This window comes from Streptomyces sp. NPDC043726 (genome assembly GCF_056436565.1).
The window spans coordinates 270,793-283,486 of the sequence record NZ_JBWKCI010000010.1; the positions used below are offsets into that span (position 1 = coordinate 270,793).

Sequence of the window (12,694 nt, forward strand, 5' to 3'; positions counted from 1 at the left end):
AACAACGGTGGCCGCGGAAGGGGCCGTCCGCGTACTCTCGAACGGCCTGCCGTACGGCGGCGAGAACGAAGGGGGACGGATGGACATCGCGGGCGCGCGCGGGAGGGCGGCCCGGGTCGCGGCGGCACTGCGGCGGCGCCCACGCGGCGGCCCCGCGATGCGTGGACTGGCGGCCGAACTCGCCACCGCCGTACGCTCCGACGGCCGCCGCCCGGCCGATGTGCGGGAGCTGTGCGCGGCCCTGTGCGCCGAGATGAGCGCCCGCCGGGGCGGACGCCCCGTGGAACTGCGCTTCGAGCGCTTCCCGGACGAGATCGAAGTCACCGGCCTGTGCGTGGAGTTCCAGGACTTCGACCTGGTCATCGTCGAGGAGCGGGCCGAGGCGATGCAGCAACTGGTCATCCTCGGACACGAGTTGTGGCACCTGCACGCCGGTCACCGGCACCCGCACAGCGCCGGCACCGCGGCCGTGGACGCCTTCTCCGAGCGCTCCGACTGGCGGGACGTCGCCCTCGGCATCGCGGCCCGCAACGGCTCCCGGGAACGGGACGAGGCCGAGGCGGACGACTTCGGCCACCGGCTGGCGGCGCAGTTCCGGCCGTACCTGACGGGCCGTGACAGCCGTCCGCACCTCGATCCGCTGGAGCGGTCCATGGGGTACCGCGGACGCAGGGGCACGGACCGGTGAGCGAGAGCCTCGCGGCGGGCAACTTCCTCAGCGGGGTCTACATCTCCTTCTGGCTGCCGACCCTCGTCCTCACCACCGCCCTGGCGATCAAGCTGCCCAGCATCCTCAAGCTGTGGCGGGACCCGCTGCTGCGCGCCGTCGGCGGACTGCTGCTGTTCGCGTGCGCGGTGTTCGTCTTCGCGGCCCCCAGCACCATCGCCTGGACCAACCGCGTCACCGGCGTCCCCAACATCGCGGCGCCCTGGGTGTACTCCCTGCTCTCCGCGCTCTCCGCGTCCTGGCTGCTGCTGGTCGTGCACTGGCGCAACGGCCGTACCGACCGCCGTGCGCAGACCCGGCGCGCGACCCGCTGGGTGGTGTGCGTGTACGCGGCTGTGGTCGCCGTGCTGTGGGTGCTGTTCGCGCTCGCCGACGCGCCCGTGGAGCAGATCCGGGACCTGGACACGTACTACGCCAACACGCCGTACATGCGCGAGATGATCCTGCTCTACCTGATCGCGCACACCGTGGCCTGCTCGGTCACGGCCCGGCTGGTGTGGAACTGGATCCGCACCGACGGCCTCGACGCCTGGCTGCGCTGGGGGCTGCGCTTCCTCGGCATCGGCTACGCCACGAACCTGGTGTTCTCCGCCGCCAAACTGACGGCCGTCGTGGCCCGTTGGACCGGCCACGACCTGGACTGGCTGAACACCAACATCGCGCCGTCGGCGGCCTGCGTCGCCGCCACCTTCGTCGCGGTCGGCTTCATAGTGCCGCACGCCGGCCAGTACCTCCAGGAGCGCTGGCTGGTCCGCCACCGCCACCGCAGTCTCAAGCCCCTGTCCCGGCTGGTCCGCACGGTCTCGGGCGGCCGCGAGCCCTTCGCCCTGCGCGCCACCCCCGAGATGCGCCTGATCCGCCGCGAGACCTTCATCCGCGACGCCCTCCTCCAGCTCTCCCGGCACCTCGACGAGGACCTGCGCCTACGGTCCTACGACGCCGCCCTCGCCCTCGGCATCGAACGGGGCCGGGCCCAGGCACTGGCCGCCGCCGTGACGATCCTCGACGCCATCGAGGCCGAGCGGCACACCTCGGACGGCGAGGGAACCTCCACCACCGACACCACGTACCTGCTGCAGGAGATCCAGGCCGTGTCCGAGGCCCTGCGCAACCCCGAGGAGATCAAGGCGGTACGCGCCCGCGCGGCCGTCCCGGCAGAGAGCATGTCCACGCATGAATGAGCGCCCCTCCCCCGCCAGAGTCGCCGTCGTCCTGGGGGGATCCCACACCGGCATGCTCGCCGCCCGTGCCCTGGCCGGTCTCGCCGACCGCGTCGTCGTCGTGGAACGCGACGAACTGCCCACCGGACCCGCACCCCGCAAGGGCCTGCCGCAGGCCAGGCACGCCCACATGCTCTGGTCGGGGGGTGTCCAGGCGGTGGACGCGCTGCTGCCGGGCGCCACCCGGGCCCTCCGGGAGGCCGGGGCCCGCAGGGCGCCGGTCACCACGGACATGGTCGTCCTCTCGGCGCACGGCTGGTTCCGCCGCTGGGCGGAGTCCCACCATGTGATCCTGGCCGGCCGGGACCTGTTCGACGCGACGATCCGGGCCCGGGTCCTCGCGGACGAGCGGATCGAACTGCTCGACGGCACGGCGGTGCTGGGCCTGGAGGGCAGCCCGGCGGCGGTCACGGGGGTCCGGGTCCGCGAGCGCGACGGCCGCGACCGTACGATCGACGCCGGCCTGGTCGTCGACGCGACCGGCCGGGGCTCCGCGGCACCCCAGTGGCTGACGGCGCTCGGCCTGCCCGCACCGGAGCGGCGCGAGGTCGACTCCGGTCTGGCGTACGCCAGTCGCCTCTACCTGGCCCCGGAATCCGCCAGGGACGGCTTCCCGGTGGTCAACGTGCAGTCCGACCCGCACGCGAGCGGCCCCGGCCGGGCGGGCTTCCTGCTGCCCATCGAGAACGGCCGCTGGATCGTCACCCTCAACGGCACCCGGGGCGGCGAACCCACCCCCGCCAACGCCTCCGGCGACGACTTCGTCCGCTTCGCCCGCGAGGAACTCCGCCACCCCCTGATCGGCGAACTGCTGGAGCGGGCCGAGCCGCTGTCGGAGGTGGCGTTCACCCGGACCACGGTCAACCGCCGCTGGTTCTACGAGAAGATGCGGTCCTGGCCCGAGAACTTCACGGTCCTCGGCGACGCGCTCGCCGCCTACAACCCGGTCTACGGCCACGGCCTGGCGGTCGGCGCCCAAAGCGCCCTGATTCTACGGAACATGACACGACGTCACGGCTGGGGCTCCCCCGGCCTGTCCCGCCGTATCCAGAAGGCGGTGGCCCGACCGGTAGGGGCGGCGTGGGATCTGGCGACCGGCCAGGACGTCTTCTACCCGGGCGCCACGGAGACCGGCCCGACCCGACGGGACCGGGTCCTCGCGGCATACGTCAACCGCCTCATGCACACGGCCACGGGAAACGGCCGGGTGGCACGGGCGGTCACCGACGTGACGTCCCTGGAGAAGGCGGCGACGGTACTGCTGACCCCGCGCGTCCTGCTGGCGGCGGCGATCGGCCCGCTCAAGCCGGCGCTGAGCGGACCGCCGCTGACGGGGGACGAGTTGAAGCGGGCGGGTTTGCAGTAGGCGGCTATCCGGCGAAGGGCGGCTGGGGCAGGCCCTTGCCGGCGCCGGGTACGACGAGCAGCGAACCGGCGACGGGGTGGGGGGCGTCGAGGCCGACCCGTGCGGTGGTGATGTACAGGTCGGTGAGGCCGGGACCGCCGAAGGCGCAGGCGGTGATGCGAGGGGTGGGGAGGTGGATCACCCGGTCCAGCTCACCGCCGGGGGTGTAGCGCCGTACGGCGGAACCGTCCCAGAGGGCCACCCACACACAGCCCTCGGCGTCGACGGTGAGACCGTCGGGGAACCCGGCGCCGTCCTCGATGACGGCGAAGGGCCTGCGGTGGGAAACATGGCCGCCGTCGTGGTCGAAGACGTCGATGCGCCGGGTGGGCGAGTCGATGTAGTACATGAGCCGCCCGTCGGGAGACCACCCCGTGCCGTTGCTGACGGCGACGTCGTCGAGGACGACGGTGGCGGACCCGTCCGCGGAGATCCGGGACAGGGTCCCACCGCCCGGGGCCTCGTCGTAGCGCATGGTGCCGGCCCAGAGGGACCCGTCGGGGGCGACGGCGGCGTCGTTGGCGCGGCGGCCGGGGACGGGCTCGTGGTGGAGCCAGCGGAAGCTGTCGTCAGGGTCGAGGACGGCGACTCCGTCGCGGAGGTTGAGCACGAGCCCGCCGCCCGCGCGGGGCTTGACGGCACCGACGTGCTGGTCGGTGGTGCGGAGGGCACGGCGGCCGCTCACCGGATCGTAGGAGTGGATCCGGCCCCCGAGAATGTCGATCCACAGGAGTCTTTCGTGGACGGGATCCCAGGTGGGCCCCTCGCCGAGGGTGGCCTCGGCCCGTACCGCGACCTCGTACGTCATACGACGCTCCGGTGGCCGAGGCGCTCGGAGAGTTCGGCGGCGCCCTTGGCGGCGAGCTGCTCCAGCTCGGCCCTGCGCTCGTCGCTCCAGCGGATCATGGGGACGGAGATGGAGAGCGCGGCGACGACGCGCCCGGTGCGGTCGCGCACGGGAGCGGCGACGCAGGAGACGTCCGGATTGGACTCACGGCTCTCCACGGCGATGCCGGTGTCGCGAATATCGGCGAGGGCCTCGCGCAGAACGGCCGGGTCGGTGATGCTGTTGGGGGTCATCGCGACCAGCTCGGCGCCGTCCGGGATGCGCGAGGTGAGCTCCTGCTCCGGCAGGGACGCCAGCAGCATCTTGCCGACGGAGGTGCAGTGGGCGGGCAGGCGGCGGCCGGCCGCCGACACCATGCGCACGGCGTGGGTGGAGTCGACCTTGGCGATGTAGATGACGTCGGTGCCCTCGAGGATGGCCACGTGGACGGTCTCGTCGCAGGTCTCGGCGACCGACCGGGCCACCTGCTGGCCCTCGGCGGCGAGGTCGAGCTGTTCGGCGTACCGGCTGCCCAGCTGGTACGGCCGGACGCCCAGCCGATAACGGCCCGGCTGCCCCGGCACCGGGACGATGTAGGACCGGGCGGCGAGCGTGGTGACGAGCTCGTGCACGGTGGTGCGCGGGAGCTGGAGCTTGCGCACGATGTCGGGGGCGGAGAGTGTGCCGTCCCCGTCGAGGAAGAGCTCGAGGATGTCGAGAGCCCGGGTCACGGCAGGTACGAGGCGTCCCACGTGCGGCCCCCTCCCTTGATTGTCTACAGGGCTGTGTTCGAAATTTCAACAGCCGATCGGAATGACGAACACAGGTTACTCAAGGTGAGTTTGCCCGGGCAATGGCCCGGCGTACACCGTGCTGAAACTCGGTGGTTTCCGGTGTGCCGGGTGAGGGGCGGCGTGATACTGGCGCCCTGCGTAGGGCCGCTCGGGGGGTACGGGTTTGTTCACGAGGGTGTTCAAGGGGCGTCTGGCCGGGATCGGGGTCGGGGAGTACACGTCTTCCGCGCACAAACGGCTTGATCATGCGGTGGGGGATGTGGAGGGGCTGGCGGCGGTGCTGGGTTCTTCCTTTGAGGGGGAGCCGCTGCGGAATCCTTCGGAGGGGGAGGCGCGGGACTATTTGAGGTCGCTGCGGGGGACGCTGGCTCCGGACAGCGCGCTCGTGGTGGCGTGGAGTGGGCATGGGAGTCTGCCGGCGGCGGGTGGGCTGCGGCTGCTGGGCTCGGACAGTGGCCCGTACGCGAGCGACGGCGTCCCTCTCGTTGATGTCGTACTCCCCTGCGCGGAGTCCGGGGCCAATCAGCTCCTGTTCATCTTCGACACCTGTTTCTCGGGCGACGGGATCTCGGCGGACGATCTGGCGACGCTGATCATGCGGGAGACGGAGGCCGCGGGCCGGGTGTGGGTCGGCGTCATCACCTCGTGCCTGTCGCCGGAGAAGGCGCGGGACGGCTTGTTCGGCCAACGGTTCCGGAAGGCACTGACCGACGGTCCCGACTCGCAGGTGCTGCGGATGCGGTGGTCGGTGCACAACAAGTACGTACGCGGTGACGACGTGTGCGACGCGGTGCTGAAGGAGTGGGGCAGCGGGGCGCAGACGCCGGACTTCCGGTACAGGGGGAGCGCCGAGTGGATGTTCCCCAACCCGCTGCACGACGAAGGCGCTCCCGAGGCCGTGGTCGCGCACCTGTTGCACGCGGCACGCAGCAGCGACCGCTCAGAGGAACCGTCCTGGTTCACGGGGCGCACCGCGCAGGTGAACCGGGTGGTGGAGTGGGTGCGGGAGGGCCGGCCGGGGCTGCATGTGGTGACCGGTTCGGCGGGCACGGGCAAGTCGGCGATTTTGGGGCGCGTGGTGAGCCTGTCCAACCCGGATGAACGGGATCGGCTACTGCGCGAGGGCCGCGAGTGGCGTCATGCACTGCCGGAGGAGCAGTCGGTCTCCGCTCATGTGCATGCGCGGGGGCTTACGGCGGACTTGGCGGCGGACCAACTGGCCGTGCACCTGGTGCGGGCTGACTATTTGCCGGCTAGGGAGGCTCGGCGCAATGCCAGTGAGCTGGTGGGGGAGGTGCAGCGGGCCGTAGAGGACGGGGCCTCGCCGCCGGTGCTGGTGATGGATGGGCTGGATGAGGCTCGGGGGGAGGCCTTCAAGATCGCGGATGAGCTGTTGGTCCGGTTGGCTCCTTACGCGGTCGTTGTGGTGTCTACGCGGGATATGCAGCGAGGGGAGGAGGGGCGGCCTGGGCTGGTCGCGACTCTGGCGCCGGAGGGGGTGGGGCTCGATCTTGATGAGCCTGAGGTGCAGCGGCAGGGCTTGGAAGACCTTCGTGAGTATGTGCGGCTGCGGTTGAGTGGTGTGGATCAGCGGATGGATGCGGGGGTGGTGGCGCGGCATCTGTTCGGGGAGGACGTGGAGGAGGTCCAACACACGTTCCTGTTGGCTCGGTTGGTGGCGGACCAGCTGTCTGCTTCTCCGGTCGATACGTCGGTCGAGGGGTGGGAGGGGGAGGTCAGTCACTCCGTGGAGGAAGCGCTGGATGCGGATCTGGCGGCGGTGCCGGAGGGGTCGGTCGAGCTGGCCAAGGCGCTTTTGCGTGCGCTGACTTGGGCGTACGGGGCGGGATTCCCCGAGGATGAGTGGCTGAGCGTCGCGAACGTCGAGACGCCAGAGGGTGTGGAGGTCGGCCGAGACGACATCAGCTGGGTTCTTGAGCAGCTTGGGCGGCATGTCGTGCAGGACGGGGAGGGTGGCGTCGCTGTCTATCGGATGGCGCATCAGAGTCTTGCGGATCATTTGCGGCCGGTGTTTCGGGATTCGGCAGAGCAGCCGTTCAACCCGCAAGCGTTAGGTGTGACTCAGGCACTCCTTGAGGTCTATCAGATGCGCCTTACAGCAGGAACTCCGGCTGAAGCGCCTTACTACTTGTGGAACTACGCGTGGCATCACGCTGCGGTGGCCGGGCCGGAAGGGCTTGCTCTGCTGCGTTCGCTGGCGGAGGGGAGCGCGGGTCTGCGGCGAGACGTCGGTATGGCCGCGATGCTTGTGAGTAGCCAACTGCAGCACTGGGGGCGCGTGATCGAGGCACTGCCTCCAGCCGAGGAAGCCACCGACCTCTTCCGCACTATGGCCGAAGAAGCCCCTGAACACCTTCCCGACCTTGCCAGCGCCGTCGACAACCTCGGCACGCGCTACAGCGAACTCGGCCGTCACACTGAAGCGCTGAGCTCTTGCGAGGAAGCCGTCTCACTCTACGGCTCGCTGGTCGAAGGCAATCCCGCCTATCTACCCGACCTCGCCAGCGCCCTCAACAACCTCGGCGTCTGCTACAGCAACCTCGGCAGACCAGCCGAAGCACTCCCAGCCACCCAGGATGCCGCGGACCTCTACCGCACCGTGGCCGACACCAACCCCGCCCACCTACCCAACCTCGCCAGCGCCCTCAACAACCTCGGCGTCCACTACCGCGAACTCGGCAAACCAGCCGAAGCACTCCCACCCACCCAAGAAGCCATCCGCATCCGACGCGTCCTGGCCGACACCAACCCCGCCCACCTACCCGACCTCGCCGGCTCTCTCACCAACCTGGGAATCCGCTTCAACAACCTCGGCAGACCAGCCGAAGCACTCCCACCCACCCAAGAAGCTGTCGACCTCTACCGCACCCTGGCCGACACCAACCCCGCCCACCTACCCAACCTCGCCAGCGCCCTCAACAGTCTCGGAATCCGCTTCAACGACCTAGGCAGACCAGCCGAAGCTCTCCCGCCCACCCAAGAAGCCATCCGCATCCGACGCGTCCTGGCCGACACCAACCCCGCCCACCTACCCGACCTCGCCAGCGCCCTCAACAACCTCGGCGTCCGCTACAGCGAACTCGGCAGACCAGCCGAGGCCCTTCAACCCACCCAAGAAGCCATCCGCATCCGACGCGCCCTGGCCGACACCAACCCCGCCCACCTGCCCCACCTCGCCAGCGCCCTCAACAACCTCGGCGTCTGCTACAGCAACCTCGGCAGACCAGCCGAAGCACTCCCACCCACCCAAGAAGCTGTCGACCTCTACCACACCCTGGCCGACACCAACCCCGCCCACCTACCCAGCCTCGCCAGTGCCCTCAACAACCTCGGCGTCCGCTACAGCGAACTTGGCAGACCAGCCGAAGCACTCCCACCCGCCCAAGAAGCTGTCGACCTCTACCGCACCCTGGCCGACACCAACCCCGCCCACCTACCCGACCTCGCCGGCGCCCTCAACAACCTCGGCATCTGCTACAGCAAGCAAGACAGACCAGCCGAAGCCCTCCCACCCACCCAAGAAGCGGTCGACCTCTACCACACCCTGGCCGACACCAACCCCGCCCACCTAGCCAACCTCGCCAGCGCCCTCAACAACCTCGGCGTCCGCTACAGCAACCTCGGCAAACCAGCCGAAGCACTCCCACCCACCCAAGAAGCCATCCGCATCCGACGCGTCCTGGCCGACACCAACCCCGCCCACCTACCCGACCTCGCCGGCGCCCTCAACAACCTCGGCATCCGCTACAGCGAACTCGACAGACCAGCCGAAGCCCTCCCACCCACCCAAGAAGCGGTCGACCTCTACCGCACCCTGGCCGACACCAACCCCGCCCACCTACCCAGCCTCGCCAACGCCCTCAACAGCCTTGGCATCTGCTACCACGAACTCGACAGACCAGCCGAAGCACTCCCACCCACCCAAGAAGCGGTCGACCTCTACCGCACCCTGGCCGACACCAACCCCGCCCACCTACCCGACCTCGCCGGCGCCCTCAACAACCTGGACATCTGTTCCGACTCCCTCGGAATGTCAGCAGATGACACGTGGGCATCGATCCTCGGCACGTACCCACCCACCAGTGCCGTTCGCCTCCTGCTCTATCGCTCTTCCCAAGCACAAGCCGGAGACCATAGGGCGTTGGGATGGCTCGTCACCATCATGAAGTCAGTGGCTGTGGCCGACGACATCGGTGTCCTTTGGAGTCTTCACCGGGAAGGCCGCAGACACCGCACCGCCGATACGGAGGCATTCGACCGCGAGTGGCACCGGCTCACAGCGGGGCCACTACCCGACTGGCTCGCCCTCGACCCAGCGCTGCTGGAACAGGCACAAGCCTGGATTGCCACCGAGAGTTACGAGGCTGAGCGGGACTACCTTGTGGAGCACCCGGCGCTACTCTCGCCGGAGGCGGACATCTGCGTCGATGAGGCACTACTCGGAATCGTGGAAGAAGCCGCCACGCAGTACCGCGACCTGCGCCGAGAAGCCCAGAGCAACGGCGTCGATGCCGCATATCGCCCGCTTCTGAACTCCGTGCTCGCCTACGAGTTCGCCACCGCCGATCCAGCGGACCAGCGATCCATGTTGGAGCATCGTCGCGAAGATCTGCTCGACGACCTTGTTCTAACCGCACTGTCCCATGGAGAGGACCGCCTGTCCGTTCGCGCGGCCTCCCTGCTCAAGCTCGCACAACTGAATGTTGAGGCAGATGCGTTTGACGCTCTTGACGACCCCTCCCTCTTCCTCTCCCTACTCCACAACGCAGCACGCCAGCCCGACCCAGCCTTCCTCGAGGCAACCGCCCTCCTCGCAGTCACGACCGTCACCGACGAACCCGACATGGCCGAAGCCACGTTCCACCTCGCCATCGCCGCCGTGAACGCCAACGACACAGACGCGGCCACCAACTTCCTGACCGAAGCCTGCAACCAAACCCCCACCCAAATCCCCACCTGGATCGCATCCCTGGCAGAAATCGCCCCCCACCACCCCGCCGCCCTAACCCTCATCCCCCACCTAACCGCCCGCCTCCAGAAGCCAGAAGCCGGACACCCCAATGACCACTGACCTCGTAGTAGTCCTCCCCGGCATCACAGGCACCACCCTCCGCACCAAGAAAGGCCTCGTCTGGTCCCCCACCCCCGGCGCCATCCTCAAGGCAATCAAAACCTTCGGCGGCTCGATCAACGCCCTACGCCTCCCCAAAGGCATCGGCGACGACCACCCAGGCGACGGAGTCGAACCAGTAGCCCTGATGACCGACCTCCACGTCATCCCCGGCATCTGGACCCCGGTAAAGGGCTACGACGACCTCCTCGCCCGCCTCCGCTCCCTCGGCTACACGGAACAGACCGGCAACCTCCTCCCCGTCCCCTACGACTGGCGCCTGAGCAACCGCTACAACGCCCGCCGCCTCACCCGCATCGTCGAGCCGGCCCTCGAACGCTGGCGGACCAAGAGCAAGCAACCCACCGCCCAACTCACCTTCGTCTGCCACTCCATGGGCGGTCTCATCGCCCGCTGGTACATCGAGAAGGAGGGCGGCGCCGGCCACACCCACAAGCTCATCACCCTCGGCACCCCGTACCGCGGCGCGGCCAAGGCCCTCGACCAGCTCGTCAACGGCGCCCACCAACGCCTCGGCCCCCTCTCCTTCGACCTCACCACCTTCGCCCGCACCCTCCCTTCCCTCCACCAACTCCTCCCCGAATACGCCTGTATCCAGGACGGAACGCAAGAGCTCCTCAAGACCACCGAAGCCACCGTCCCGGAGCTGGACCGCCACCAGCTCACAGACGCCATGCGCTTCCACACCGACCTCCGCGCAGCCGAAGCCGCCCGCCCCGCCTCCCTCGCCACCACCCACGCCATCGTCGGCATCCAGCAGCACACCCCCACCACCGCCCGCCTCACCACAACCGGCGCGCTCGGACTCCTCCCCGACTACACGGGTAAGGCCCTTTACGGCGACGGCACCGTCCCCCTCATCGCCGCCTGTCGCGCCGACGTCCCCATGGACAGCAACACCCTCCGCCGGGTCCCCGACCACCACGGCAACCTCCAGCGCAACCCCGCCGCCCTCGACGAAGTCGAAGGCATCCTCACCGCCACCGACATCGTCGTCAGGGCCCCGGGAGAGATCCACCTCCGCCTCGACGTGCCCGAAGTCATCGCCGCCAGCGACAACCTCACCGTCCGAGTCAGCTCCGCCCACGGTGAGAAGATCGCCGTCCGTCTCACCCTCACCGACGAACACGGCAACCTCGAAGACGCCCGCGTCGTCCTCGCCGGACCCGAGCCCATCGAAGCCCTCTTCGACGATCTGGCGCCCGGCGCCTACACCGTCGACGCCACCGGCACCCGTCCCGGCTCACCGGCCGCCCCCGTGAGTGCCGACACCCTCGTCTGGGGATGACGGGATCTCACCGCTCCTGGCCCCGCCGCGCCTCCCCCAGTTGCCCCCTCAACCGCTGCGCCCGCAACACCAGTTCCAGCTCGAAGCGGCGATCAGGGTTGTCTATCTCGTCGCCCCACAGTTCGCGGATCTGGCGCAGGCGGTAGCGGACCGTCTGGGGGTGGACGCCCAGGCGTGCCGCCACCTCCGGTGCCCCGCCCCGCGTCTCCAGCCACGCCAGCAGCGTCTCGGCGAGGCGGCGGCCGTGGGTCGGGCCGCAGTGGGCCAGGGGGGCCAGGCAGCGCAGGGCCAGGTCGTCTATCAGTTCCTCGGGCTGGAGCAGGACCAGGGCCTCCGTGTGCTCCGTGCAGTAGAGCATCTCGCCCGCCGGTAACAGGCCCCGCTCCATCAGCCGTACCGCCGCCTCCGCCCAGCGCAGCGACTTCGCCGCGTCCGGCAGGGGGACCGGGGGGCCGATCGCGCCCGACCAGCCCGTCAGCGCGCGGTGGAGCAGCTCCGAGCGGCCCGCCGCGTCCGGCTCGGGGACGACCATGCGGGGCTGTTCGTACTCCATGTCCAGGAGGACGCCCTCCCCGACCGCCGGCGGCACCGCCTCCCGGGCCGGGCGCAGCAGGACGCCCACCGCGACCTTTCCGGGCAGCGGCCAGCCGATGCGGGCGGCGCGTTCGGTGAGGGCCTCGGACGGGTCGCCCCGGTGGTTCTCCACCAGGAGCAGTTCCATCAGGCGGCGTTGCAGCCTCAGGCGCTCTCCGGCCTGCCGCGCCGCCGCTTCGGCGTAACCCCGTACCGACTGGTCCACCAGGCCGTCCAGGTACTCGTAGCCCGCGTCCACCAGCTCGTACATCGCCGGTGGCGGGATCTCGACTCGCTGGCCTATGTCGGCGAAACGGCGCCAGGCCAGACGTACTCCCATGCGGTAGATGGCCTGGAGGGAGTCCAGGCTTCGGCCGCCCAGGCCCTCTCCCCTGCCGAACTGCTGGAACAGGTTCGGGGGGACGGTCGGGCGGCCCTCGGCCGTCTCCAGGTGCTGGACGAAGACCTCGATCGCGCGGCGGATGCCGATCAGCGCGATCGGTTCGCCCGACTCGTCGTGCACGAACGGGAGATGGGGGTATTCACGACGGATCTCCGTCATGATCTCCTCGGCCAGGCCCGGCGCCTCCGCCATGGCGATGGCCGCGAAGCGGCGCACCTGGAGGCGCGGGACGTCGTGCCAGGCCGAGCGGGACGCGGCGGAATCGGCGCGCACGGCGTCGGTCCGGGTGGCGTCGGTGCGGGCAGT

General features: G+C 69.8%; 8 protein-coding genes. 5 read left to right on the top strand and 3 right to left on the bottom strand.

From position 1 onward, the window contains the following. The first annotated feature begins 79 nt into the window (after positions 1 to 79). From AC068Z_RS28785 to AC068Z_RS28795, 3 genes are read left to right on the top strand one after another with little or no spacing between them, the layout of a single operon-like run. Complete coding sequence (locus AC068Z_RS28785; RefSeq protein ID WP_478561719.1) at positions 80 to 688, top strand: toxin-antitoxin system, toxin component family protein; 609 nt, start codon at positions 80 to 82, stop codon at positions 686 to 688. Continuing rightward, positions 685 to 1,908: an MAB_1171c family putative transporter gene (locus AC068Z_RS28790; RefSeq protein WP_478561722.1), complete on the top strand. Its 1,224-nt coding sequence runs from the start codon at positions 685 to 687 to the stop codon at positions 1,906 to 1,908. Before AC068Z_RS28785 ends, AC068Z_RS28790 begins: the two co-directional genes overlap by 4 nt. Then, positions 1,901 to 3,313 (top strand): NAD(P)/FAD-dependent oxidoreductase, encoded by a 1,413-nt coding sequence (locus AC068Z_RS28795; protein ID WP_478561725.1) that lies wholly within the window; start codon positions 1,901 to 1,903, stop codon positions 3,311 to 3,313. The genes AC068Z_RS28790 and AC068Z_RS28795 overlap by 8 nt, the downstream gene beginning before the upstream one ends. 4 nt (positions 3,314 to 3,317) lie before the next feature. Here the strand turns inward: AC068Z_RS28795 and AC068Z_RS28800 are convergent, their stop codons facing one another. Together AC068Z_RS28800 and AC068Z_RS28805 are read right to left on the bottom strand one after the other, a co-directional pair. Further along, positions 3,318 to 4,160 carry an SMP-30/gluconolactonase/LRE family protein gene (locus tag AC068Z_RS28800; RefSeq protein ID WP_478561728.1) on the bottom strand — a complete coding sequence of 281 codons (843 nt, stop codon included), beginning with the start codon at positions 4,158 to 4,160 and terminating at the stop codon, positions 3,318 to 3,320. After that, the gene (locus tag AC068Z_RS28805) at positions 4,157 to 4,930 is read right to left on the bottom strand and encodes an IclR family transcriptional regulator (protein ID WP_478561731.1); all 774 of its coding nucleotides are present in this window, start codon (positions 4,928 to 4,930) and stop codon (positions 4,157 to 4,159) included. Before AC068Z_RS28805 ends, AC068Z_RS28800 begins: the two co-directional genes overlap by 4 nt. 217 nt (positions 4,931 to 5,147) lie before the next feature. On the opposite strand from AC068Z_RS28805, the gene AC068Z_RS28810 reads away from it, so the two are divergent. Continuing rightward, complete coding sequence (locus AC068Z_RS28810; RefSeq protein WP_478561734.1) at positions 5,148 to 10,064, top strand: tetratricopeptide repeat protein; 4,917 nt, start codon at positions 5,148 to 5,150, stop codon at positions 10,062 to 10,064. Beyond that, the gene (locus tag AC068Z_RS28815) at positions 10,054 to 11,412 is read left to right on the top strand and encodes an esterase/lipase family protein (RefSeq protein ID WP_478561737.1); all 1,359 of its coding nucleotides are present in this window, start codon (positions 10,054 to 10,056) and stop codon (positions 11,410 to 11,412) included. The genes AC068Z_RS28810 and AC068Z_RS28815 overlap by 11 nt, the downstream gene beginning before the upstream one ends. Before the next feature lie 7 nt (positions 11,413 to 11,419). Here AC068Z_RS28815 and AC068Z_RS28820 read toward each other — a convergent pair whose 3' ends face one another. Beyond that, the gene (locus AC068Z_RS28820) at positions 11,420 to 12,661 is read right to left on the bottom strand and encodes a PucR-like N-terminal domain-containing protein (RefSeq protein ID WP_478562087.1); all 1,242 of its coding nucleotides are present in this window, start codon (positions 12,659 to 12,661) and stop codon (positions 11,420 to 11,422) included. Between the last annotated feature and the right edge of the window lie 33 nt (positions 12,662 to 12,694).

Coding starts and splice junctions, on each gene's coding strand:
- AC068Z_RS28785 (WP_478561719.1), top strand. CDS start 80: ATGGACATCGCGGGCGCGCGCGGGAGGGCGGCCCGGGTCGCGGCGGCA.
- AC068Z_RS28795 (WP_478561725.1), top strand. CDS start 1,901: ATGAATGAGCGCCCCTCCCCCGCCAGAGTCGCCGTCGTCCTGGGGGGA.
- AC068Z_RS28800 (WP_478561728.1), bottom strand. CDS start 4,160: ATGACGTACGAGGTCGCGGTACGGGCCGAGGCCACCCTCGGCGAGGGG.
- AC068Z_RS28815 (WP_478561737.1), top strand. CDS start 10,054: ATGACCACTGACCTCGTAGTAGTCCTCCCCGGCATCACAGGCACCACC.